General features: G+C 42.2%; 24 protein-coding genes. 15 read left to right on the top strand and 9 right to left on the bottom strand.

Annotated features, from left to right (window positions below; translation table 11 throughout):
- Positions 1 to 242: 242 nt before the first annotated feature.
- On the top strand, positions 243 to 3,152 hold the full coding sequence (locus P255_RS10495; protein WP_004901953.1) for a DNA translocase FtsK: 2,910 nt from the start codon (positions 243 to 245) through the stop codon (positions 3,150 to 3,152).
- 39 nt (positions 3,153 to 3,191) lie between these two features.
- On the opposite strand, the gene ppk2 is transcribed toward P255_RS10495, so the two are convergent.
- On the bottom strand, positions 3,192 to 4,130 hold the full coding sequence (gene ppk2, locus P255_RS10490) for a polyphosphate kinase 2 (protein ID WP_004901952.1): 939 nt from the start codon (positions 4,128 to 4,130) through the stop codon (positions 3,192 to 3,194).
- A 145-nt stretch (positions 4,131 to 4,275) separates the two neighbouring features.
- Between ppk2 and P255_RS10485 the strand changes: the two genes are divergently transcribed.
- A complete protein-coding gene (locus tag P255_RS10485) occupies positions 4,276 to 4,899 on the top strand; it encodes a LysE family transporter (RefSeq protein ID WP_004901950.1) in 624 nt (207 codons plus the stop codon).
- A gap of 3 nt (positions 4,900 to 4,902) precedes the next feature.
- Here P255_RS10485 and P255_RS10480 read toward each other — a convergent pair whose 3' ends face one another.
- Positions 4,903 to 6,330, bottom strand: a complete 1,428-nt coding sequence (locus P255_RS10480; protein ID WP_004901949.1) for an aminotransferase-like domain-containing protein — start codon at positions 6,328 to 6,330, stop codon at positions 4,903 to 4,905.
- Between the two features lie 95 nt (positions 6,331 to 6,425).
- Here P255_RS10480 and P255_RS10475 point away from each other — a divergent pair, with 95 nt between their 5' ends.
- A complete protein-coding gene (locus tag P255_RS10475) occupies positions 6,426 to 6,743 on the top strand; it encodes a hypothetical protein (RefSeq protein WP_004901947.1) in 318 nt (105 codons plus the stop codon).
- A 46-nt stretch (positions 6,744 to 6,789) separates the two neighbouring features.
- Here P255_RS10475 and P255_RS10470 read toward each other — a convergent pair whose 3' ends face one another.
- From P255_RS10470 to P255_RS10445, 6 genes are all read right to left on the bottom strand, one after another.
- Complete coding sequence (locus tag P255_RS10470; protein ID WP_004901944.1) at positions 6,790 to 7,077, bottom strand: PA4642 family protein; 288 nt, start codon at positions 7,075 to 7,077, stop codon at positions 6,790 to 6,792.
- 122 nt (positions 7,078 to 7,199) lie between these two features.
- Complete coding sequence (gene minE / locus P255_RS10465; RefSeq protein ID WP_004750634.1) at positions 7,200 to 7,472, bottom strand: cell division topological specificity factor MinE; 273 nt, start codon at positions 7,470 to 7,472, stop codon at positions 7,200 to 7,202.
- A 2-nt stretch (positions 7,473 to 7,474) separates the two neighbouring features.
- Positions 7,475 to 8,287 (bottom strand): septum site-determining protein MinD, encoded by an 813-nt coding sequence (gene minD, locus P255_RS10460; RefSeq protein ID WP_004750636.1) that lies wholly within the window; start codon positions 8,285 to 8,287, stop codon positions 7,475 to 7,477.
- Positions 8,288 to 8,362: 75 nt separating this feature from the next.
- Positions 8,363 to 9,076, bottom strand: a complete 714-nt coding sequence (minC, locus tag P255_RS10455; RefSeq protein ID WP_004901941.1) for a septum site-determining protein MinC — start codon at positions 9,074 to 9,076, stop codon at positions 8,363 to 8,365.
- Between the two features lie 152 nt (positions 9,077 to 9,228).
- Complete coding sequence (locus P255_RS10450; protein WP_004901939.1) at positions 9,229 to 10,269, bottom strand: hypothetical protein; 1,041 nt, start codon at positions 10,267 to 10,269, stop codon at positions 9,229 to 9,231.
- A gap of 16 nt (positions 10,270 to 10,285) precedes the next feature.
- Positions 10,286 to 11,203, bottom strand: a complete 918-nt coding sequence (locus P255_RS10445; protein ID WP_004901936.1) for a 1-acylglycerol-3-phosphate O-acyltransferase, YihG family — start codon at positions 11,201 to 11,203, stop codon at positions 10,286 to 10,288.
- A 238-nt stretch (positions 11,204 to 11,441) separates the two neighbouring features.
- On the opposite strand from P255_RS10445, the gene P255_RS10440 reads away from it, so the two are divergent.
- On the top strand, positions 11,442 to 12,104 hold the full coding sequence (locus P255_RS10440; RefSeq protein WP_004901933.1) for a YiaD family glycine zipper/OmpA-like lipoprotein: 663 nt from the start codon (positions 11,442 to 11,444) through the stop codon (positions 12,102 to 12,104).
- Positions 12,105 to 12,162: 58 nt separating this feature from the next.
- Here P255_RS10440 and P255_RS10435 read toward each other — a convergent pair whose 3' ends face one another.
- The gene (locus P255_RS10435; protein WP_004901931.1) at positions 12,163 to 12,516 is read right to left on the bottom strand and encodes a hypothetical protein; all 354 of its coding nucleotides are present in this window, start codon (positions 12,514 to 12,516) and stop codon (positions 12,163 to 12,165) included.
- 656 nt (positions 12,517 to 13,172) lie between these two features.
- Between P255_RS10435 and ndhC the strand changes: the two genes are divergently transcribed.
- The 11 genes from ndhC (at position 13,173) to nuoL (ending at position 25,113) form a co-directional block, all read left to right on the top strand.
- Complete coding sequence (gene ndhC, locus P255_RS10430) at positions 13,173 to 13,709, top strand: NADH-quinone oxidoreductase subunit A (protein ID WP_004901929.1); 537 nt, start codon at positions 13,173 to 13,175, stop codon at positions 13,707 to 13,709.
- A gap of 6 nt (positions 13,710 to 13,715) precedes the next feature.
- Complete coding sequence (locus tag P255_RS10425; RefSeq protein WP_004750650.1) at positions 13,716 to 14,393, top strand: NuoB/complex I 20 kDa subunit family protein; 678 nt, start codon at positions 13,716 to 13,718, stop codon at positions 14,391 to 14,393.
- Positions 14,394 to 14,480: 87 nt separating this feature from the next.
- Complete coding sequence (gene nuoC / locus P255_RS10420) at positions 14,481 to 16,271, top strand: NADH-quinone oxidoreductase subunit C/D (RefSeq protein ID WP_004750652.1); 1,791 nt, start codon at positions 14,481 to 14,483, stop codon at positions 16,269 to 16,271.
- Between the two features lie 13 nt (positions 16,272 to 16,284).
- Positions 16,285 to 16,794: an NADH-quinone oxidoreductase subunit NuoE gene (nuoE, locus tag P255_RS10415; RefSeq protein ID WP_004750654.1), complete on the top strand. Its 510-nt coding sequence runs from the start codon at positions 16,285 to 16,287 to the stop codon at positions 16,792 to 16,794.
- A complete protein-coding gene (gene nuoF, locus P255_RS10410) occupies positions 16,791 to 18,122 on the top strand; it encodes an NADH-quinone oxidoreductase subunit NuoF (protein WP_004901927.1) in 1,332 nt (443 codons plus the stop codon). The genes nuoE and nuoF overlap by 4 nt, the downstream gene beginning before the upstream one ends.
- Positions 18,123 to 18,133: 11 nt before the next feature.
- The gene (gene nuoG, locus P255_RS10405) at positions 18,134 to 20,818 is read left to right on the top strand and encodes an NADH-quinone oxidoreductase subunit NuoG (RefSeq protein ID WP_004901925.1); all 2,685 of its coding nucleotides are present in this window, start codon (positions 18,134 to 18,136) and stop codon (positions 20,816 to 20,818) included.
- Between the two features lie 2 nt (positions 20,819 to 20,820).
- On the top strand, positions 20,821 to 21,837 hold the full coding sequence (nuoH, locus tag P255_RS10400; protein WP_004901923.1) for an NADH-quinone oxidoreductase subunit NuoH: 1,017 nt from the start codon (positions 20,821 to 20,823) through the stop codon (positions 21,835 to 21,837).
- Positions 21,838 to 21,855: 18 nt separating this feature from the next.
- Entirely contained in the window at positions 21,856 to 22,398 is a 543-nt protein-coding gene (gene nuoI / locus P255_RS10395) for an NADH-quinone oxidoreductase subunit NuoI (RefSeq protein WP_004750662.1), read from the top strand.
- Positions 22,398 to 22,913, top strand: coding sequence for an NADH-quinone oxidoreductase subunit J (gene nuoJ / locus P255_RS10390; RefSeq protein ID WP_171063155.1), 516 nt, complete (start codon positions 22,398 to 22,400; stop codon positions 22,911 to 22,913). The genes nuoI and nuoJ overlap by 1 nt, the downstream gene beginning before the upstream one ends.
- Complete coding sequence (gene nuoK, locus P255_RS10385; protein WP_004750668.1) at positions 22,913 to 23,221, top strand: NADH-quinone oxidoreductase subunit NuoK; 309 nt, start codon at positions 22,913 to 22,915, stop codon at positions 23,219 to 23,221. The genes nuoJ and nuoK overlap by 1 nt, the downstream gene beginning before the upstream one ends.
- Positions 23,218 to 25,113, top strand: a complete 1,896-nt coding sequence (nuoL, locus tag P255_RS10380; protein ID WP_004901918.1) for an NADH-quinone oxidoreductase subunit L — start codon at positions 23,218 to 23,220, stop codon at positions 25,111 to 25,113. The genes nuoK and nuoL overlap by 4 nt, the downstream gene beginning before the upstream one ends.

Below are 25,113 nucleotides of genomic sequence, written 5' to 3'. Positions count from 1 at the left end.
TTTCCTTTTATAATTAAAAAACTGAAAAAATTATACGTGAAAGTGCTGTTATTGTGTGTTCGATCAATGTCGATAATATTGATCATCTAAATCGATTTGAGCTATATAGAAGACTACAAACATGCTGTATTACGTTGCATCTTTTTTTGCTAAACAAGTGCATAATACAGATATTTATGAATTGAAAAAAAGTTTATTGCTGATTTTCAACTGGCTATGATTTTTCTGATACAGGACAGTATATGACCGCGGTGTCGAGTGCTTATGCACAGCGCTTACTCATTACATTATTTTTGGTCTCATTTGGGATTTATCTGTTTTTAGCGACAGTCACATACACACCATTTGATCCAGGCTGGATGCATATCTCAAGCGACACCCAACAAGTATCAAATGCCAGTGGGGTAGCAGGGGCGTGGATTGCTGATTTGCTCTTTGGTTTTTTAGGCTGGGCAAGTTTATTGTTGCCTGTCTTCCTGTTTATGGAAGCTATACAAGTATGGTGGCCATATAGCTTTCTAGATCGTCCTTTTCGTTATGCAGCCCAGTTTTTCCTCATGCTGACTACAGCCAGTTTACTGTATATGTTTTGGCAAGTACCAAGTGATGCACTGGATAATGCTTCGGGTGGAATTATTGGCTACGAACTGGGATCTAGCCTATCACAATTGCTAACCCTTTATGGTGCAAGTGCTTTCCTGATCATTTTATGGAGTATGCTGTTTACGTTTGCTTTTGGTGTGCGCTGGAATCGAACATGGGCGACATTAAAAGCAACACCAAAATATTTGGAAGATTTGTTTTATCGTAATGTGCCTGAAAGTGAAGCAGATTATGATTTAACCACTAACCCGCCACAGCCAACAATTAAAAAAACTACGGTTGCACAAGCACCTTCGGCAGAACAAAAAATAGAAGCACAGCCGATCATGACAGCACAGCATCTGACAGCAGATCCTGTTGCAGAGCGTTTGTTAGATGATTTGGCAGGTAAAGACCAACAGGCAGAAAAAGCAGCAAATAGTCCTGTACTGAATGATGTTGAGTTTGAAAAAACATTGCAAAAGGCGCATCAGTTGACCAAACAGCAAGATCGTATTGTGCCAACAGGTGAGGTTTGGCGCGCTCTGGAACTAGATAAGAATGATGAACAACAGCAAGAAATAGATGCATTACTGCAAGCTGCCGAAGAAACTCACGATACACAGCAATACGTTCAGCAGCAGGTTACGCACTCGAATGTGCCAGTTGACTTGCATGAAAAAATGGATTGGAAAGATGATCTGGCATTTGATGAGCTTGTTAAAACCAGTCTAACCAATGATGTGGTAGAAACGCCTGCATCAGTTGATACCACAGTACAGCATTTACTTAAGCATGATGAGATTGCCGATATTGAAAAGCTTTTAGCAATGGATACAGATATACCATCTGTACAACCGCCACGTCGGGCAGAAAGCTATGCACAGTCATCAGCATTTGTAAAAGCTGAAATTAAAACCACACTTGAAACACAGCCTAGTTTATCAAAGGAAGAGTTTATTGAGGCATGGCATGAAACAGCAGGCAAACCTCAGCCAGAAGACGATTTTGATTTTGATGCACCTCTAACTGATGCGGCAGGTCGCCCATTATCGCGCGCCATGCAAGTGGCTCAAAAGCGCCGTGATTTATCGCCTTTACCAAGTGAAGACTTACTTGATCGGGTTGATCCAAATAAAAAAATTAATTTTACAGCTGAGCAACTGGAACGTTTGTCCGAACTTTTGGAAATTAAATTACAAGAGTTTAATGTCAAGGCAAAAGTGATTGAAGCACAGCCAGGTCCTGTAGTCACCCGATTCGAGCTAGATTTGGCACCTGGTGTCAAAGCCTCTAAAGTCACCAACATTTCACGGGATTTGGCACGTTCTATGTCAATGGCTTCGGTTCGTGTGGTTGAGGTGATTCCAGGTAAACCGTATATTGGGATCGAGGTTCCAAATAGCGCACGAGAAATGGTGCGTTTAATTGAGCTTTTGGAAACACCTGCTTATCGTGATCCAAATAACTTGATTAGTATGGCAATGGGTAAAGATATTTCAGGGAATCCTGTTTTGACCGACCTTGCCAAAGCACCGCATATGTTGGTTGCAGGTACAACAGGTTCAGGTAAATCAGTCGCGGTCAATTCGATGATTTTGTCGATGCTACTGAAATATAAACCTGAGCAGTTACGCTTTATATTGATCGACCCGAAACAATTAGAACTGGCCAATTATAATGATATTCCGCATTTATTGACGCCTGTAGTGACCGATATGAAAGATGCGGTCAGTGCCTTGAATTGGTGTGTCAACGAAATGGAACGTCGTTATAAACTGATGTCATTCCTCAAAATTCGTAAAATTACCGATTATAACCGTAAGGTTGAAGAAGCTTTGGAGCGCGGGGAAGACCTGATTGATCCAACTTGGAAGCCAAGCGATTCAGCAACACAAGAGCGTGCACCGCGCTTGCAGCCTTTACCGATGATTGTGATTGTGGCAGATGAATTTGCCGATATGATTATGCAAGTGGGTAAAAAAGCGGAAGAAATGATTACTCGTCTGGCGCAAAAATCACGTGCTGCGGGTATTCACTTACTACTTGCAACACAGCGTCCATCTGTAGATGTCATTACAGGTCTGATTAAGGCGAACATCCCAACCCGTGTTGCATTACGCGTGAACTCTAAAATTGACTCACGTACCATTTTAGATGCAGGTGGTGCAGAAGACTTGCTGGGTCACGGTGATATGCTGTTTCTTGGCCCAGGTAAAATTGAACCTGAACGTGTACATGGCGCATTTATTAGTGATGATGAAGTCAACCGTATTTGTGACGCATGGCGTGAGCGTGCTTCACCAAATTATGTTGATGAAATCTTGACGCCATACGATGAAGAATCAACGAGTCGTGGTTTTGAAGAAGGCGATGCGAGTCCTGACCGTGATGTACTGTATGATCAGGCAGTAGCGTTTGTATTGGAAACGCGTAAGGCATCGACTTCATCTTTACAGCGTAAATTTAGCTTGGGGTATAATCGCGCAGCGAGACTGATTGATACTATGGAAGAAAATGGGATCGTCAGCTCAATGGGGGCAAATGGTAAACGAGATATTCTCGTTTAGATTCAAAAAAACCTAACCGTCATGGTTAGGTTTTTTTTATTACTCATCGGCAGTACTTAAAATGTGCTCTTGAAATTGAGGATTTGGAACAAGCACAATTTGTTCATCTACTTTGCGGGTTAGTTTCTGATTTTTATCTGGATAATCCAGTTTGGATAAAAAGTAACGAATACAATTCAAACGTGCGCGTTTTTTATCATCAGATTTGATGATTGTCCAAGGCGCATCACCTGTATGTGTGTGAAAAAACATATGGTTTTTGGCTTGGGTATAATCATCCCAACGATCTAAAGACTGGATGTCGATTGGAGAGAGTTTCCAGTGTTTCAGTGGATCATCGCGGCGTGAAATAAAGCGACGTAACTGTTCTTCACGACTGACAGAAAACCAGAATTTAAACAGGTGAATGCCACTGTTAACGAGCATACGCTCAAGTTCAGGCGTTTGGCGCATGAATTGCAAATACTCTTGTGGCTCACAAAATCCCATGACTCGTTCCACACCTGCACGATTGTACCAAGAGCGGTCAAAAAACACCATTTCACCTTTACTCGGAAAATGCTCGATATAGCGCTGGAAATACCATTGACCACTTTCGGTTGGAGTTGGTTTCTCTAGGGCAACCACGCGTGCTCCACGTGGATTTAAATGTTCCATGAAACGCTTGATCGTGCCGCCTTTGCCTGCGGCATCCCGACCTTCAAACAAACAAACAATACGTTGCCCTGTATCTTTGACCCAAGACTGAACTTTGAGTAGTTCAATCTGTAGCAATTTTTTCTCTGCTTCATAGGCTTTACGAGAGAGTCGAGTCCGATATGGGTAACTTGTTGGTAACTCCGCTGAACTTGAATCTTCCGAAGTTACTTTCCCCTGATAGTCCAAAACTGTTTTAGAAAAAACAGGTAAATCTTTAATTAATTCCTGCTCAGCCGTGGAGACGTCTTCGCTTGGTTGTAGTTGATGGGGTGAACTCATATTTCTCTAAACTCTATTTTTGTTTGTTGTCGCAAAACACGATAACCAGTGTAGCATCAATGGCATTGGCATACACTGCATTTAAATATGACACAATGCAGTGTAATATTACATGTTTTGCTTATTCAGTTAATTGGAGATCTGCATGTTTGCTGCCTTTGCAATGCTGATATTTATTCACTTCTGTGCGTTGATTACACCTGGGCCAGATTTCTTTTTAGTATCACAAACAGCAATCAGCCGTTCTCATAAAGAAGCAGTGGCTGTGGTTGGTGGTATTACGGTTGGTGTTATGTTCTGGTCGCTGCTGGCGTTATTGGGTTTAAACATACTGTTTGAAAAAATGGCATGGCTGAAGCATGTTTTGCTGGTTTGTGGCGGGTTATATTTATGTTGGTTAGGCGTGCAAATGTTGCGTTCAGCATTTTCCAAACAACAGGCAACGACTATTTCTCCAAGCGTGCAAGTATCTAAAAGTATGTTTAGCTGCTTTATGAAAGGTATGCTCACCAATTTGTCGAACCCGAAAGCAGTGATTTATTTTGGCAGTGTCTTTTCATTATTTTTGACCAATCCTGCGCTAGAGCATTTACATGCTGTCCTGTTTTTGGTGATTAGTGCAGAAACGGCGATTTGGTTCCTGTTCGTCACCTTTGTATTTTCATTACCAGCTTGTAAGGCATTTTACCAGCGTTCGGTAAAATGGATTGATGGCATCTCGGGTGGTATTTTTACGTTATTTGGTGCATTCTTAATCACCAATAAATAATCCTTATCCATTCTCAGCTTGCTGCCTGACCCATGTCGCAAGCTGTTGCAAAGCTGCCTGAATAGGCGCTGTCAAAGGATGACCTGCATTAATCCGAATATAGTCATGATATTTATTGTCTTCCCCAAAAATACCACCAGGGACAATACTAATACTTTGACTTAATGCAAATTGATAGAGTGCAAAAGCGCTTAAATGCTGCGGCAGTTTCATCCATAATGCATAACCGCCTTGAGGCATATTTAGCGATAACATCTGCGGAGTAAAAAGCTGTTGTAAATACTGTAGATACTGCTGTACCTGTTCCCATAGGCAGGGGCGTAACTGATTGAGATGCCGACGATAACCGCCACTAAAAATAAAGTCAGCTAAGCCAAGTTGTAGTGGTGTATTCACAATAATATTATGCGCTAGTAACTTGGGCTTTAAATCTTGCAAGGTTTTAGGCAGACATAGCCAGCCAATCCGATATGCACTGGATAAACTTTTCGACACTGAGCCTACCCAAATGACATAACCTGCCTGATCCCAGTGCTTGATCGGTAACGGGCGCTGCAAGTCATACCCACATTCGCCATAAATATCATCTTCGATGATGAAACACTGATATTTGGCAGCCAGTGCTGCAATCTGTGCTTTTTCCTGATGTGTCAGGCAGTAACCTAGAGGATTCTGATAATTGGCAGTCAATAGGCAGGCTTTGGCTTGACCCGTTTGTAAAACCTGTTCGAGGCGTTGTAAATCAATACCTTGAGTATGAGATGGAATTTCGATGACTTTGCGGTTTAAGCTCGCAAGTAACAGTAATTGCCCATTAAATGTTGGCGTTGGCAAGATAATACTGTCACCAATCTCAGTAAGAGATTGAATCACGAGCATAAGCGCAGCCATACAGCCATTGGTGATAAAAATATCATCGTAAGCGACATGAATAGCATCTTCCGCCCAGTGTTGCAGCAATGCCTTACGTAAACGAGGGTGTCCTTGCCGATCACAATATAAAAAATCTTCAGGGTGGCTATGCTTAAGACTTCTTTGAATCGAACGCCGTAAGCCTTCAATTGGAATAAGTGGGCTACCCAGTTGAATTGCGCCAAGGTGAATCATTTGTGCCTGACTGGAGGCTTCTTGAATCTGGTTATGCAGGTCAAAACTAGAAACTTCTCGGCTGACTGAAGGGAAATCAATATAGTCGTGCTGCTGCGAACTTAGAGTTATTTTAGGTGCTTGTACAAAAAAACCAGACTTGGGTTTGACATAGATATGTCCCTGCGCTTCTAGTAGTTCATAACACGCTTGAGCAGTTGTCATGCTGATATTTTGTTGCTTGGCAAAGTTGCGTAGCGAGGGCAGCTTGCAATGTGGGCTAAGTTCACCCGCCAGAATTTTATGTCGAAGCTGACTGGCAATATCCTGATAACGAAATTGCATATCTGTACTGCTTTTTTAGAAAAAAGTGTATCTGTATACCTTAACAGAATCTTCCTATGATTGACCAATATTTGATTGGCTATGGGGGAGAATTTATGAAAAATCTAATCACTATCTTGATATGCCTAAGCCTGTTTGGCTGTACTCAATTTAAGCAGGAAAATTTTGCGACCTGTCAAAGGTTGGCAGAGGGTTATCTTAATACTCAGGCTGTAGAAGCTTATCATCTAGTGACGACTCAGCAGGGAAAGCAGGGAATACTGTTATATTATCGATTGCAGCAAAGCTATAAGATTACTCAGACAGAGCCTAAAATCTTTGAGTGTATTGAAAAACCACAAGGGACATGGCTGCAATTACTGCAGCATGGTGAGGCAAGCACCGTACTGGTTTTACCTCGTGCAATAAAATAGCCTGCACAGAGCAGGCTAAATATCGATAGTGCTTAACAGGCTATAATTAGGCAAATTTTGCCAGAACGTTAAGAAACTCAGTCGAATGGCGAGGGAACTGTGCAATCACATCGTGAATACGCTGACCTTGAGGATTGGTTGCATTGATATCGCGGCCATCAGCAGTAAATTGAGTCAGTAGGCGCTCGAAATCATGTGGACGCATGTGTTTATAGGCATTATAAAGTACATGAAAGTCCGCGCTGCTTCCTTCAGGAGGCAAATGATTCAAGTAGGCAAACACACGCTCATCTGACCATTCTTCATTGAAAGTTGCTGGCTGTGATAATGCCATAGCTCACTCCTCGACATTGAAAATAAAAGGCAAAATATTTTGCGACTGGATAAAGCGTTCGTTTGCTTATCCAGCCCCATATTTTGCCTTGAATTATTATATTTAGCTAATCAGAATTGAAATTAATGATCTTCAGGTAAATTGATATTCATCTCAAGCATTTCAATATTGGCTTCTGAACGTACTTGCATCTGGATATGCTGTTCATCGACACCCCGAACATAGCGGCTAACCACTTGCATAATCTCTTTTTTCATCTGATCAATTTTGTCTTGACTCAAGCGACGACCTAAGCCTTGCTCAGAAGCAACAATAACCTTTAAACGGTCTTTTGCCATCTGTGCGCTTGGGGTTTTATCGTCACTACCAAATAACTTGCTCCAAAATCCTGCCATGATTATGCTCCAAACAAACGTGCCAGCCAGCCTTTAGGTTTTACCGTAATATGACGATACGGACGATCTTCTCCAAGAAAGCGGGCAACTAAATCATCATAAGCTTGCCCAGCATACGATTCTGTATACAAAATGACAGGTTTACCTTCGTTGGACGCTTGCAATACGCTTGGGCATTCAGGAATTACCCCCAGCGTTGGAATACGCAAAATATCTTTAGAAATATCATCAATTGTCAGCATTTCCTGACGATCGGCACGTTCAGGGTTAAAGCGGGTAATACATAAATGTTTACGGATACGACCTTCATTGTGCTCAACTTTTTTAGTTTTGCTATCGAGCATGCCAATAATACGGTCAGAATCTCGTACTGAGGAAATTTCTGGGTTAGTCACAATAATGGCTTCATCGGCATGATACATTGCCAAAATCGCACCACGTTCAATACCTGCAGGGGAGTCACAGACAATATAGTCAAATTCCTGAGCAAGCTCATTCATTACACGCTCAACACCATCATCGGTAAGAGCATCTTTGTCACGGGTCTGTGATGCAGGTAAAATATAAAGGTTTTCAATGTCTTTATCGCGAATTAATGCTTGTTGTAGACGAGCTTCATGATTGATGACATTAACAAAGTCATAAACAACACGGCGTTCACAGCCCATAATGAGGTCTAAGTTACGTAAACCGACATCAAAATCGATGACTACAGTTTTGTGACCACGTAAGGCTAAGCCTGTTGCAAATGATGCGCTTGTTGTAGTTTTACCTACACCACCTTTGCCTGATGTTACGACAACAATTTTGGCCACCGAATCCACTCCTGTTATGGTCATTTGCAATTAAAATAAAATGTTCAATGGTTAAGCAATAAGATGAATCATACCTTAGATTTCTAATGCTTCGAACTCAAGTTCATGCTCATCATTTAAATAAATGTGTACCGCTTTTTTCGCAACATGCGCGGGAATGTCGTCTGCGACACAATAAGTCCCCGCAATCGAGACCAATTCGGCATTTAAGCACTGACAAAAAATACGTGCTGTTGAATCACCGCTGGCACCGGCAATGACGCGCCCTTGTGTTGTACCATAAATATAAATATTGCCCGAAGCAATCACTTCTGAACCACTATTCATACTGGCATTTAAGATCACATCGCCATGCTCTTGGATTAAGCACTGACCCGTACGCAACATTTCATTATGATATGAAGTCACATGATTTACAGCGTTTGATTTTTGTTTACTGTTGTCGCTATTTTGATCTTTATCATCCTTTTGTTCAATCACTTGTTCGTGCGTTGGCTTGATTCTTTGTAAAGGACGATCTGCAGGAAGAACAGGGAACTGGATACTACGCGCTTCATCACCAAGTAACCCATCAATAACGGCCATTGGTTGTAAATCGAGGCTAATCAGTATTTGAATTAATTCGATTAGCTCTTGTTCGACTGTACTGTCTAAAATGACCGCTGCGCCGTGAGAACCAGTGTCTTCGAGCATTTGGGTAAGTTGTTGGCGAATAGCATCATGATCATTTGTATCGAAGGTTAATCGGGTAAAATTAACCATTCTTCCGGTAATGCGTATATCAGCCATGATATTTCCTTAGAGGCTTTTGACCAAATAAGTAATAAGTCAAAGTATGTTGTAAATAGCTCAAATCCTAGATCAATTTGCTGTAATTCTCTAGCACCAGCAACAAAAAATCATGAATATTTGTCGGGAAAAATCAGGCATGTTCATATTTGTTATTTATTTTGATCGGCAGCGATCAAGATATTTTGCCATTGCTTGATTTTGACCTGTTTGCGAATTGCAGCCAAACTTTCATAAACAGCAGATTCAACCAATTGCTCAAGTTGTGCGTTATTCAGATCAATCTCACTAATTTTGTCTGCGATCTGCTGATATGGAGTATTGGATGCAGGGCTTTGAGGTTGTGCCCAAGGTTCAATAAGCCCTTGAGTAATATTTTCACCTAGACGTTTGCCTATACTTTGAATCTGTTCTTCTAAACGACTGCCAATAATTGGAAATAAACGTAATAACTGGTGCAGTTCTGGTGTATCTATCACCGCTTTTTCAACAACTTTCCCAACATGCTGCGCTAAATCTTGTTGTTGGCGTTGCAGTTCTGTTGCAATATTTTCTTGCAGCAGATCAGCCACCGTTTTTGCAAACATTTCGCGGTGACTGTTCACCAGCTCATGAATAATTTTCTTGTGCGTAGAACTGGTGTCAAGTTCATAACGAATACCGTCAATCACCGTAATCACAACCCGATCCGACAATTCTTCCATAACCACTTGATAATAAAATTTTGCAGTCTTAAGCCATGCTTCAGGAATAACTTCATAGCCCAATTCATGCAAACGATAGGCAATAATCCCCACGCGAAACAAACGCAAAAAGCGTAACATGGGAATAATGGCAAGAACTTCATACCAATGAATAAATGGAAAGAAAAACCAGCGTTGATGATGACGTTGCGTAATTGCCAGAACCCAGCGTATTGTGAATTCAAACACAAGAAAGCAAATAAACCAGCCTTCTGTTTTATTGACCCAAGGATGTAATGCACTTTTATAAAAATTCAGGAGATGAGTAATATGCAAGTGTTCAGTGAACCAACTCGCAAAGTTACTCATCAGGATTGCATTTGTGCCAAGGCAAAATAAATTAAAGACGATAATGAACATCATGAAAATGTCATAACCCAAATAGATTTTCCACTGCAAAGAGTTGTGGCTAATCGCTTGGAAACTCGGAACTTGTTTTGAATTTTGCATGATGCATTGTCTTTATTTAAGCGGAATACTTGGCTTTAATGTCACTGATTAACTGATCTTTTTCTTTCCAGATTTGTGCTAGCCACTGGTGGAATTTGGACCTAAATTCGCGATCATCTTCATAGCTGCCAGCTAAAATCCATGCTGGAATGTCAATTTTACGCAAATGTATGGCAATACGAGGCACTTCACCCAGCCAGAACTCACTATAATCTGGAATACCATCAGGATAGACAATCGTCATATCCACCAGGGCATCAACCTGATTTCCCAAAATATTCAGTGCTAATGCTAGACCACCCGCTTTAGGTTTGAGTAAATGTTGATAAGGGGATTTTTGCTGAGCATGTTTTTCAGGCGTAAAACGGGTACCTTCGACATAATTCAGTAAAGTAAACGGTTGACTGAGCAGTTGTTCACAAGATTTGCGCGCTTCTAAAATATCACGATGTTTTAGAGCCGGGTTTTTAGCGATCTCAGATTTGCTATGACGCTTCATCATAGGAAAACCCAAAATTTTAAATGCCTGCCCCACAAAAGGAATAAAGATGAGTTCCCATTTGGTAAAAAAACGCGTTAATGGCATACGGGTTAAACCAAAATATTGATTAACCGTGGTATCGACCCAGCTTTGATGATTACAGAGCATGAGATAACGCCCTTGCAAGTTCAGGTCAAGATCCTCATCGATATGAATATCCCATTGGGTGTTTGGCAAAACATGATCAATCAGCCAGTTGTTTACACTTAACCAGCTATTGGTAATCTGAATATTGGTCTCATCCACCTTGCGTGATTGTTTAAAAAGTTTGGTGAGCCCCAAGGCTAAAACAGGAGGGCCATGTAAAAATGTGCTGCCTGTAATCACAGAGCCGACAGTCATGCCACGTGTAATCTTTTTGAATAAACTTTGTTTGGCTCGATGAGATGTCATAAAAATTCCTAGCCTAAATCTCGCATAGTAAAGATAACGATCGACCTGAAGAGAGTCAAAATAAATCTTTCAAATTGTATCTACTCTGTAGAAAATAAGGAGAGCTTATGCGTAAACTGGTTTGAATACTGTTGTTTTGTTAAAAAACCCTCGTTTTTTAACAAAAAATTAGTATTTTACGAAAGTATATTCTTTCATAATTTTTTACATGTAAATAAACACAACAAGGAGGCATGCGATGCGTGCATTGGTTATTTCTACAGTCATCGGGGCTTTGGCACTTTCAGGTTGTCAAAGTATGAATACTGGTGCTTCTGGTACTGGTGGTATCCGAGATTATGACAAAACTGCGATTGGTGCAGGTTTAGGTGCACTTGCAGGTTATGGCTTATCACGAGCTGGGGCGAATTCAAGTGCACAAAATAACCGTGCTGCTGCGATTGGTGCCATTATTGGTGCTGCAGGTGGTTTGTATCTTGATAAAAAAGAGCAAAAACTTCGCCAGCAAATGGCAGGTACAGGGGTTGAAGTAAACCGTAATCCAGATGGTTCGGTTGGTTTGGTGATGCCAGGTAACATCACTTTTGATACCAATTCTTATAATATCAAACCAAACTTCTATTCAACTCTAAATAAAGTTTCACAAACTTTGACTGAAGATAACAAGAGTGCGATTTTAGTCACTGGTTATACTGACAACACAGGTAATGATTCAATTAATATTCCGTTGTCTAAAAACCGCGCGAATGCTGTCGCTCAGTATTTGATTAATCAGGGTGTTCCATCAAGCCGTGTAAATTCTGAAGGGCATGGTGCATCTAACCCGATCGCATCAAATAGTACAGCGAGTGGTCGTGAACAAAACCGCCGTGTTGAAATCAGTATTTATGAAGCAAAATAAGCTAATTGTTGCTTAAATAAAAAAACCACCATTTATGGTGGTTTTTTTATTGGTGATTTTATTCTTGTAGTGTTGCATCAGGAATAATTAACGGTTTGCCTTGCAGCAGCTCAGAAATTGCCTGAGCATTCAGGTCAAGGGTCAAGTTTAATTGTTCGTGATCAATCTGATAAAACTCAATAAGTTTTTGATCGCCGGATAATGTTTCAACCTTATATTCATTGGTGATATTGAGTATACCTTCCAAATTGATACTCGTTGCAGCAAGATCATTCTGAAACAGGTGCTGCAATTGATCAAAAGGAATTTTGAGCTGGGTGTTTGGATGAACAGGCAGGTGACTTTCAATAAAGCGCACCAATAATTGTGCAAACATGAAGTAGTTTGGTTTATGTGAGATGTCTAAGCTCATTGTTGAATCCTTATATTTGATTTAATTGATATTTCTATGTGTTTTTTATTTATATAGCATAGTTTTCCAAATTTGTGTTGTAAGCGTAAGCTTTCTCATACAATTTTTGTAGAAGATGTCTAGAGTCTATTTTTAGAATGTTGCGTCATCATAAATTTTTTATAAATGTTGCGTGGTGCGTTAAGATCAAAAAACTGTTAAATGATGACTTTCTTCAAGGAGAGTGTGTAAAAAATCATTTAAAGAATTTGTTGTAAGGTTGTAATAAATTAAAGCGTAGATCATGACTTTATAATAGATAATTATTCTTGTTTTCTATAAAATTTAGTAAAATTTTTGGAGTATTTTGCTAGAGAAAAAAGCCAATTTTTTGCAAAAAATGGCATGAAAAATACAATAATTGAAAAAAAAGTGACTTTTTAAAAAGATAATAGTATTAATCGATAAGTATGGATTACCACAGTTTTAGTCGTCTTTTTGCGTAAAAACCACACAGAGTATTATGCCAAAGGCTAGAGATAACAAGAGAGATTAGCCTAGCAACGTAAATCATAAATCAGGTACAATTGAAGTGTTTAATTTTGTGTTTGGTGTATTTTTAGGCCAATACATACATCCTTTTTGTTAAAATTAGGCCTGCCAGGAGTTATCCCCGCATGAGTGCCATTACTCCATACGATTGGGCAACGATTGCCTTCGTGATCGGCGTTACATTCCTTTGCGTCTTTATGCTTACAGTTCCGTTACTCCTAGGAGGTAAGTCATGGGGTCGTTCAAAACAAGAGCAGTTTGAGTCAGGTATTGTTGGTGCTGGTGGTGCCCGCATTCGCCTGTCTGCAAAATTTTATCTTGTCGCTATCTTCTTTGTCATTTTTGATATCGAAGCACTTTATCTTTATGCATGGTCTGGTGCTGTGCGTGAAGTAGGCTGGTTGGGTTTTTCAACTGCAACCATCTTTATTATCGATTTGTTGATTGGTCTTGTTTATGCGCTTTCTGTAGGTGCGTTGAACTGGTCGCCATTTGACCGTCGTAAAGCGGCAGGCATATTACCAAAAATTGGCTCTCCAAATATGGATATCGCAGAGATCACACGCTTTAATTCAATTGATGAGTTGGTTAAAGACCCTACGGGTCATGTTCCGGCTCAATCTCGAGTCAAAAAGACCACAGCAACTTCTGACAAGGAGTAATACGGGATGAAATATACCTTAACCCGTGCCAATCCACAGGCTGACCAATACCCCCTTCAAGAGCGTCAAATTGTCACAGATCCTCTTCAGGAAGAAGTCAATAAAAACGTATTTATGACGCGTTTGGAAGACGTAATGCATAATGTGGTCAACTGGGGGCGTAAAAACTCTGTTTGGCCATTTAACTTTGGTACGTCTTGCTGCTACGTTGAGTATGCGACCACCTTGACAGGTGTGCATGACTTGTCACGTTTCGGTGCCGAAGTTATTCGTGCTTCACCACGTCAGGCTGACTTGATGATTGTGGCTGGGACTTGCTTTGTGAAAATGGCGCCTGTTATTCAACGTTTGTATGAACAAATGCTTGAACCTAAATGGGTAATTTCTATGGGTGCCTGCGCCAACTCTGGCGGTATGTACGATATTTATTCGGTTGTACAAGGTGTCGATAAAATCATTCCCGTAGATGTTTATATTCCAGGTTGCCCACCACGTCCAGAGGCATTAATCCAAGCATTAATGCTGTTGCAAGACCAAATTCAGCTAGAGCGCCGTCCGTTATCTGCGGTGATTGGTGATGATCTTAAGCCTGTATATAAGCCAAAGATGATGCCAGAACGTGATCGCAAAAACGCAGAACGTATTGCAGTGAAAAACTTACGCTCTATGGATGAGATTAAATAATTTTAACGATGGACTGTTCATCACCCGCTTATGGGTGATTTGTCGTTAGGGTTAAAAAGAATTTGTATTAAAAAGGAAGCCAAGCCAATGGCTGAAACTGAAATTGCTATGCCAGAAGAATCGACTCAAATTGATTCGCGCCCAGCATTTGCAATTGTAGAAGAGCTGAAAACCAAATTCGGTGAAAACTTCTACGTGCAACCGACTTGTGAAGATTTTCCAACGGTTTGGGTTGAGCGTGCACGTGTGCAAGAAGTCTTAATGTTCTTGCGTACCGTATCACGCCCATACGTGATGCTTTTTGACCTCTCTGCTGTTGATGAGCGTTTGCGTCAACATCGTGAAGGGTTGCCAGCATCAGATTTCACAGTGTTCTATCATTTGCTATCGCTAGAGCGTAATGCCGATATTCGTGTAAAAGTCGCTTTAAACGAGAGTGATCTGAATATTCCAACCGCAACCAACATTTGGCCAAATGCTAACTGGTACGAACGTGAAGTTTATGACATGTTCGGTGTCAAGTTTGACGGTCATCCAATGTTGCGTCGTATCTTGTTGCCAACCTATTGGGAAGGGCATCCGCTACGTAAAGAATATTCTGCACGTGCAACGGAATATACGCCTTATATGCAAAACAAGGCGAAACAAGATTTCGAACAAGAACACTTGCGTTTTGTTCCTGAAGATTGGGGACTGAAACGTGGTAACAAGGACGAGGACTTCATGTTCTTGAACTTGGGTCCTAACCATCCATCTGCGCATGGTGCATTCCGTGTGATCTTGCAGCTCGATGGCGAAGAAGTGAAAGACTGTGTTCCTGATATTGGTTATCACCACCGCGGTGTGGAAAAGATGGCTGAACGTCAAACATGGCACTCATTTATTCCTTACACTGACCGTGTAGACTACTTGGGTGGTTGTGCGCAAAACATGCCTTATGTCATGGGTGTGGAACAGCTTGCAGGAATTAAAGTTCCTGATCGTGCACAGTGTATCCGTGTCATGATGTCGGAATTATTCCGTATCAATAACCACTTGCTCTACATCGGTACAGCGATTCAGGATACCGGTGGTATGACACCAGTATTCTATATGTTTGCTGACCGTCAAAAAATTTATGATGCGATTGAAGCCATTACTGGTTTCCGTATGCACCCGGCTTGGTTCCGTATCGGCGGTACTGCGCATGACCTTCCAAACAACTGGCAACATCTGATTCGTGAAATTCTGGACTGGATGCCTAAGCGTTTGGATGAATACCATAAAGCAGCGTTAAAGAACTCTGTGTTTATTGGTCGTACCCGTAATGTTGCTCAGTACGATGCGAAATCTGCATTGGCTTGGGGTGTGACAGGTACAGGTCTGCGTGCAACAGGGATTGACTTTGACGTTCGTAAATACCGTCCATATAGCGGCTATGAAAATTACGACTTTGAAGTGCCTGTTGAGTACGAAGGCGATGCTTATGCACGTGTGATGGTTCACTTCCATGAAATTCGTGAATCATTGAAAATCGTGAAGCAATGTTTAGACAACATGCCATCTGGTCCATACAAAGCGGATCATCCACTGGCTGTTCCACCACCGAAAGACAAAACATTACAAGATATTGAAACCTTGATTACGCACTTCTTGAGCGTTTCTTGGGGTCCTGTGATGCCAGCTGGTGAGGCATCTGTAATGGCAGAAGTGGTGAAAGGTGCAAGTAACTATTACTTAACCTCTGACAAAGCAACCATGAGTTATCGTACGCGTATTCGTACACCAACATTTACTCACCTACAGCAAATTCCTTCGGTGATTAATGGCAGTTTGGTGTCTGACTTGATCATTTACTTGGCAACCATTGATGTGGTTATGGCTGATGTGGATCGCTAAGGGGTAACGCATTATGATGATTTTGACTGATAAAAAGCCACGTGTGAATGTTGAAGGGATTTTGACTGCGGACGAAATCCATGAAATTGAACATCACATTGACCACTATCCATACCCACGTGCAGCATCACTTGATGCCTTGAAGTGTGTACAACGCCGTAATGGCTGGGTAGATGATGCACAATTAAATGCAATTGCGCAGCTCCTCACGATCAGTGTTGCCGATTTAGAAGGTGTAGCAACATTCTATAACCGTATCTATCGCCAACCTGTAGGTCGCCACGTCATTTTACTCTGTGATTCAATCGCGTGTTTCTTGATGGGCGCTGAAACCTTGGCTGAAGCATTTCAGCGCGAATTAGGTATTCAGTTTGGACAAACGACGGCAGATAACCGTTTTACTTTATTGCCGATTTGCTGTTTGGGCAACTGCGATAAAGGTCCAACCTTGATGATTGATGAAGATACTCATGGATTGGTTGAAGTGACTTCAATCAAACAGTTATTGGAGAAGTATGTATGAATACTGAACCAAAACCAATTTATGGCGACGGTAACCCAGAAACGCATCCACTGACTTGGCGCTTAAGCAAACAAGAACATGTGCGTAATGCGGATGATTACGAAGCGCTAGAAGGTTATGCGGGCTTTAAAAAAGCGATTACCATGCCACCGAAAGATGTGCTGGAAGTCATTAAAGCAGCAACCGTAAAAGGGCGTGGTGGTGCAGGTTTCCCAGCAGGGATTAAATGGTCATTGATGGCACCAAATGATGGTGGTCCTCGTTACCTGATCTGTAATGCCGATGAGATGGAACCTGGTACGTTTAAAGACCGCCTGTTGATGGAAAGACTTCCTCATCAGTTGATCGAAGGCATGCTGATTGCAGCATATACCTTAGAAGCGACTCAAGGTTATATCTTTATTCGTGGCGAATACATCGAAGCTGCACAGTACCTGAACGAAGCCTTAGAACAAGTTCGTGCTAAAGGTTATTTGGGTGACAACATTCTAGATACAGGTTGGAATTTCGAGCTGTATGTGCACACAGGTGCAGGGCGTTATATCTGTGGTGAAGAAACTGCATTGATTAACTCTTTAGAAGGTCGCCGTGCTAACCCACGTACCAAACCACCATTCCCACAAGTTGCAGGGGCTTGGGGTCGTCCAACGATTGTCAACAACGTTGAGACCTACAATAACTTGCCAGCAATTATGCTGCGTGGTCCAGAATGGTATATCGGTTTGTCAGCAGGTAAATCGAAAGATCCTGGTACGAAAATCTACGGTGCATCGGGTAAAGTCAAGTTCCCTGGTCTTTGGGAGTTGCCATTTGGTACAACCGCACGAGAAGTGATCGAAGATCATGCTGGTGGTATGCGTGATGGTCTTAAACTCAAAGCGTGGTTGCCAGGCGGTGCGTCTACAGACTTCTTGGCTGCTGAACACATTGATCTTCCAATGGATGCTGAAAGCATCATGAAAGCAGGTTCACGTTTAGGAACTTGTTTGCTCATGGTCGTAGATGAAACGCAGTGTATGGTTTCAGCAACACGTAACCTAGAAGAGTTCTTTGCACGTGAATCATGTGGCTGGTGTACACCTTGCCGTGATGGCTTGCCTTGGGCAGTGAAAGCGCTTAAAGCACTTGAAAACGGTGAAGGGAAGATGGAGGACATCCAACATCTTCAGGAACTGACCCGTAAGTTGTGGATTGGCAAAACTTTCTGTGCTCACGCACCTGGTGCGATGGAGCCATTAATGGGCGCACTCAAACATTTCCGTAGCGAGTTTGAAGCAAAAGTGACAGATCGTCCTGTAGCTCAAACTAGCAACGTAGCACAAGCTTAAGGAATTCGACTATGGCTACAATTCATGTCGATGGAAAACAGTACGAAGTTAATGGGTCAGAGAACTTGCTGCAAGCATGTTTGTCTCTGGGGATTGATATCCCATATTTTTGCTGGCACCCATCCTTAGGTTCTGTTGGTTCTTGCCGTCAATGTGCTGTCACTCAGTATGCAAATCCTGAGGATACACGCGGACGTCTTGTGATGTCTTGTATGACGCCTGCTTCCGACAATACCTATATTTCAATCGAAGACAAAGAAGCGGTAAGTTTCCGTGAGTCTGTGGTTGAATTCTTGATGACAAACCACCCACATGACTGTCCAGTCTGTGAAGAAGGTGGTCACTGTCATTTACAAGATATGACTGTGATGACAGGTCATGACCGTCGTCGTTACCGTTTCACCAAACGTACACACCACAACCAAGAATTGGGTTCATTTATTGCACATGAAATGAACCGTTGTATCGCGTGTTATCGTTGTGTTCGTTACTATAAAGACTACGCAGGTGGTACGGACTTTGGCGTATATGCCAATGCATCACGTGTGTACTTCGGTCGCCCAGAATCAGGTACTTTAGAGTCTGAGTTCTCTGGTAACTTGACTGAAGTGTGTCCAACAGGTGTATTTACCGATAAAACTCACTCAGAACGTTATAACCGTAAGTGGGACATGCAGTATGCGCCAAGCGTATGCCAAGGTTGTTCTTCTGGCTGTAACATTTCTCCAGGCGAGCGTTATGGTGAATTGCGTCGTGTAGAAAACCGTTTCAACGGTGACGTGAACCAATACTTTTTGTGTGACAAAGGTCGTTTCGGTACAGGTTATGTCAACCGTGCAGATCGCCCACGTCAGCCACAATTGCGTAATCAAGCTGAAGTGACAACTGTTTCAGTTGATCAGGCACTTGATGCTGTGATTGCTAAATTACAAGGCAAAAAAGTCTTGGGTATCGGTTCTCCACGTGCCAGCCTTGAATCTAACTATGCGCTACGTGAATTGGTGGGTTCAGACAATTATTCAACAGGGATGACGCAAAAAGAGCAGTCATTGGTTGAACTTGCTGCATCAATCATGCAAACCGAAGGTATCTATAACCCAACTTTACGTGAAGTTGAAAGTTATGATGCGGTACTCATTTTGGGTGAAGATTTAACTCAAACTGCACCGCGTATGGCACTGTCTGTTCGTCAAGCGGCGAAAAACAAAGCGAAACAAATGGCAGCAGATCGTCGTACACCAGACTGGTTAGCTGAGCCTGTTGCGCGTATTGGTCAAGATGAAAAATCTCCGATTTATATCTTGGCAGCGACACAAACACGTTTAGCTGATGTAGCGACAGGTGAAGTGGTTGCTTCTCCAAATGACATCGCTCGTTTAGGCTTTGCAGTTGCAGCAGCAGTCAAAGGTGAAAATGTTCTGGGTCTAGATGATGATACCAAAGCATTTGCACAAACGATTGCAGATACGCTGAAAGCTGCGAAAAAACCATTGGTAATTGCGGGTACAAGCCTACAAGATCCAGCAATTATGGAAGCGGCTGCACAGTTAACGCAAAACTTGGGTGCAACAGCAGGTTTAACTTTGGTTGTTCCTGAAGTGAACTCAATGGGTCTAGCGCTGTTTGGTGGTTTAAGCTTAGAGCAAGCCTTTGCACAAGACTATGATGCTGTTGTGATCGTTGAAAATGATCTGTTCCGTCGCTTACCTGTAACTCAAGTTCAGGCAGCTTTGGCAAAAGCGCAAGATGTTATTGTGTTAGATCATAGCGAAACTGAAACTGTGAAAGCAGCTAACATTGTATTGTCAGCAGCAAGCTTTGCTGAAGGCGATGGTACAGTGGTCAGCCAAGAAGGTCGTGCGCAACGTTTCTATCAAGTTTACGATCCAAGCTACTACAAACCAGAATACGCGATTAAAGAATCATGGCGCTGGTTGCATGCGATTGAAACAGGTCTACGCGGTAAAGCGATTGACTGGACATTACTTGATGACGTGATTGAATCTGTCGTGAAAAATGTACCAGTACTTGAAGCAATTCAAGATGTTGCACCAGATGCAGGCTATCGTGTTCATGGTTTGAAAATTGCGCGCGAACCACGCCGTTATTCAGGTCGTACAGCATTACGTGCGCAAATCTCTGTGCATGAACCAAAACAACCTGTTGACGTTGACTCAGCATTAACTTTCTCAATGGAAGGTTATGTAGGGTCACAAAAAGCGGCATCGCTGGTACCATTTGCATGGGCACCAGGTTGGAACTCTCCACAATCTTGGAACAAATACCAAGATGAAGTGGGTGGTCACTTGAAAGGTGGTGACGCAGGTATCCGTCTATTTGATCGTTTACCAAAACGTCCAGCACGTAGCTATGTTGCTCCTTCTGCGGTTCTGACCAACCCAGATAGCTTCCGTTTGGTTCCAATGCATCATATTTTTGCTTCAGGTGAATTTACCATCAAGACACCTGCAATGCAGTCACGCATTCCAGAAGCAGTTTTTGCTGTTGGTGAACAAGATGCATCTCGTTTAAATCTTCAAGATGGTCAAAAAATTACCGTAAAAGCAGGGGAAACCAGCATTAGCTTACCTGTGCAAGTGATTGAGTACTTGCCAACAGGCTATATTGGTTATCCGATTGGTTTAGCGCCAACCGTATCTTTGGCTGAACCTGTTGCTGTGTCGGTAGGAGTGTAATCATGCACGAAAATTTACGCGCTCTACCTGTATGGGCAACAGATTGGCCAATCGCCTATATGGTTGTGCAAGCAATTCTGATTTTATTGGTCGTTGTGGTTTTTGCAGCGCTCATGTCTTTTGTTGAACGACGTCTTTTAGGTTTGTGGCAAGACCGTTATGGTCCAAACCGTGTAGGTCCATTTGGTTCACTACAAATTGTTGCCGACATGCTGAAAATCATGTTCAAAGAAGACTGGACACCAAAGTTTGCAGATAAATTAACATTCCGTTTAGCGCCTGCTGTCGCTATGGCAACAGCTGTGCTGTCTTACATGGTGATTCCTGTAAGCCCGTTTATGGGTGTAGCAGACATGAGCATCGGGCTATTGTTCTTTATGGCAATGGCAGGTATTGCGGTTTATGCAGTATTGTTTGGTGGTTGGTCTTCTAACAACAAATATGCCTTACTCGGTGCGCTACGTTCTTCTGCACAGACCATTTCTTATGAAGTGTTCTTGGGGATTTCCCTAATGGGTGTGGTGGCAATTGCAGGTTCCTTCAACATGCGTGAGATCGTTGAATCACAACGCGATATGTGGAACATCATTCCTCAGTTTGTTGGTTTCTTGGTGTTTGTAGTTGCAGGTGTTGCGGTGACTCACCGTCATCCATTTGACCAACCTGAAGCAGAGCAAGAATTGTCAGAAGGTTACCATGTTGAATACGGTGGTATGAAATGGGGGATGTTCTTCGTTGCTGAATACGTGAATATCATTCTAATTTCATCTTTAATCGTAACGTTATTCTTCGGTGGATGGCTTGCACCATTTAATTTGGATATTCCATTTATTCCAGCAGGTTTCTGGTTCATTATCAAAACTGCTTTCTTTGTCATGATGTTCATCTTGGCACGTGGTGCTTTAATTCGTCCACGTTATGACCAAGTCATGAACTTCGGATGGAAAATCTGCTTGCCATTGGCGTTGGTTAACTTATTGGTAACTGGTGCTGTTATTCTATTGAAGCATGCGGCCTAAGACAGCAGGGAGAACATTATGTTTAAAATTCTAGCTGGTGTAGGGTCTGTCGTTCGCTCGTTGTGGATGGTATTTAGCCATGCAACGCGCAAACGTGACACCATTTTATATCCAGAAGTACCCGCCGAGCAGATCGTACCGCCACGTTATCGTGGTCGTATCGTTCTGACACGTGACCCAGATGGCGAAGAGCGCTGTGTTGCGTGTAACTTGTGTGCGGTTGCTTGCCCTGTAGGTTGTATTTCATTACAAAAAGCAGAAAAAGAAGATGGTCGTTGGTATCCAGAATTTTTCCGTATCAACTTTTCACGTTGTATTTTCTGCGGTATGTGTGAAGAAGCATGCCCAACGACTGCAATTCAGTTAACACCAGACTTTGAGTTGGCTGAATATGTGCGTCAAGATCTTGTTTATGAAAAAGAAAACTTACTGATTTCTGGCCCAGGTAAATACCCTGATTACAACTTCTATCGTGTAACAGGTATGGCAATTAACGGTAAAGAAAAAGGACAAGCGCAAAAAGAAAGCGCACCTGTTGATGTACGGAGCTTATTACCATGATGTGGCCATTTTATTTAATGGCTCTTGTGGCCATTGTTTCTACAGTTCGTGTTGTGACTAACTCGAACCCTGTGCATGCACTTTTAAACCTTATTATTTCTTTACTTGCTGTTGCAGGCATTTTCATGATCGTGGGTGCGCCGTTTGCAGGCGCACTCGAAGTGATTGTGTATGCTGGCGCAATTATGGTTTTGTTCGTTTTCGTGGTGATGATGCTGAACTTGGGGCAACACACGGTCGAGCAAGAACGTAAATGGTTAACGTCCGATGCTTGGGCTGTACCTGCATTGTTGAGCTTCTTATTGGGCTTGACCTTGGTGTGGATGATCAGTAGTGATTACACACCAGCAGGTGCATTGCTAGGTAAAGCAGTGATTGGACCAAAAGCAGTGGGTCAAGCGTTATTTACCCAATATTTATTGTTGGTTGAAATTGCCGCAATGCTATTGCTCGCAGCACTTGTTGCAGCATTCCATTTAGGTAAACGTGAACCAGGTGAAGAGGAACAAGACTGATGGGTAACATCCCTTTGGAACACGGTTTGATTGTTGCAACCGTTCTTTTTGCACTTGGGTTCTACGGTGTAATGGTGCGTCGCAACTTTCTATTTATATTGATGAGTCTTGAGATCATGATGAACGCTGCTGCATTGGCCTTTGTGCTGGCAGGAAGTGTTTGGGGACAAGCTGACGGTCAGATTATGTTTATCTTAATTTTGACATTGGCAGCTGCCGAGGCTTGTATTGGTCTAGCGATCGTCCTTCAGTTTTATCATCGCTTCCATCATTTGGATGTGGATGCTGCGAGTGAGATGCGCGGATGAGTTATTTATATTTAACAATCTTATTTCCGCTAATCGGCTTTATTTTATTAGCGGCGGGTCGCGATAAACTTTCTGAAAATATTGCTGCGATTATTGGCGTAGGTTCAGTGGGGCTGTCTGCATTATTTGCATTGATTGCGGGGCTAGAGTTTGTCAACAGCGGTTCAACGGCTGTAGTACAACATCTATGGACATGGTTCAGTGTTGGTACATTGGCACCAGAAGTAAGTCTACATCTTGATGGCTTATCATTATTAATGACAGGCATGATCACAGGTGTAGGTTTCCTGATTCACATCTTTGCATCATGGTATATGCGTGGTGAAGATGGCTATGCGCGTTTCTTCTCTTACTTCAACCTGTTCGTTGCGAGCATGTTGGTATTGGTTCTTGGCGATAACCTTGCGTTATTGTTCCTAGGCTGGGAAGGCGTAGGTCTTTGCTCATACTTATTGATTGGTTTTTATTATTCAAATCCAGACAATGGTTGGGCTGCAATCAAAGCATTTACCGTTACACGTGTGGGTGACGTTTTCTTATTGATCGCGTTATTCTTGCTTTATCAGCAATTTGGTACTTTGCATACTGCAACGATTGTGGCAAATGCACACCTTGTTCTTGCAGGAAATCACTCACTTGCGATCTGGACAGCATTGATGTTGTTCTTGGGTGCTGCGGGTAAATCTGCACAGATTCCACTACAAACTTGGTTAGCCGATGCGATGGCAGGTCCGACACCTGTTTCTGCATTGATCCATGCTGCGACTATGGTTACCGCAGGTGTGTACTTAACTTGCCGTACTCACACTGTGTTTGAAATGGCACCTGAAGTGATGCAGTTTATTTCTGTAACAGGTGCAATTACCTTGTTGGTAGCTGGTTTTGCAGCATTGGTACAAACCGATATCAAACGTATCTTGGCTTACTCAACCATGAGTCAGTTAGGTTATATGTTTATGGCTGTAGGTGCTGAAGCATACCAAGCTGGTCTGTTCCACATGTTGGCTCACGCATTCTTTAAGGCATTATTATTCTTGTCTTCTGGTGCGGTGATCTTGGCATGCCATCACGAACAAAACATTTTCAAGATGGGTGGTCTTTGGAAAAAGATTCCATTCGTATTTGCATGTTTCGTTGTAGGTGGTGGCGCGTTAGCAGCAATTCCATTCCTTACTGTGGGCTTCTTCTCTAAAGATGCGATCTTGGGTGAAGTTTATGCACACGGCATGTTGGCAAATCTTCCACTTTATAACAGCTTGTACTGGGTCGGTGTCGCAGGTGCATTCTTAACTTCAATTTATACATTCCGCTTAATCTGGGTTGTATTCTTTGGCGAAGAAAAAACTCATGCGCACGAGATCAAGGGTGTTACGTATTGGGGACCATTATCAATTCTATTGGTACTGTCTACAGGTGTAGGTGCATTACTGAAAGCACCTGTTGAAAAATTACTGACTTCAGCACGTATTCCAGCATTTGAAGTTCCTGAAAATGTTGAAGTGCTGGTTAAAGGTGCAGAGCATACTGCTGTTGGCGTTGCTTTGGTCGGTCTAGTGATTGGTGTGGTGCTATTCGCCTTTGCTTATGGTGCGGTTAAAGCTTTTGCTCAAACTTCATTGGTTGCAGGTATTGCTCACATCTGGCGTAATGCGTTCGGTTTTGATGCTTTATATAACCTCGTTTTCGTACAACCTTATTTACTAATCGCGAAGATTTTAGGTCGTGATCCGATTGATAGTTTGTGGCTTGTATTACCAGCTTTAGTGAAAGGTGGTAACAGTTTCACAAGTTCACGTCAAACTGGATCATTGCGTGAATACGCATCAAGTATGTCACTGGGTATTGTGGTGTTACTGATGATCCTGATCGTTGTTCAGGTAGTGGGGAAATAA

It is taken from the genome of Acinetobacter brisouii CIP 110357, from assembly GCF_000488275.1.
GTDB classification, from domain to species: Bacteria; Pseudomonadota; Gammaproteobacteria; order Pseudomonadales; family Moraxellaceae; genus Acinetobacter; species Acinetobacter brisouii.
The sequence above is the reverse complement of the archived record's forward strand: the minus strand, read 5'-3'. Positions and strand labels throughout refer to the sequence as shown.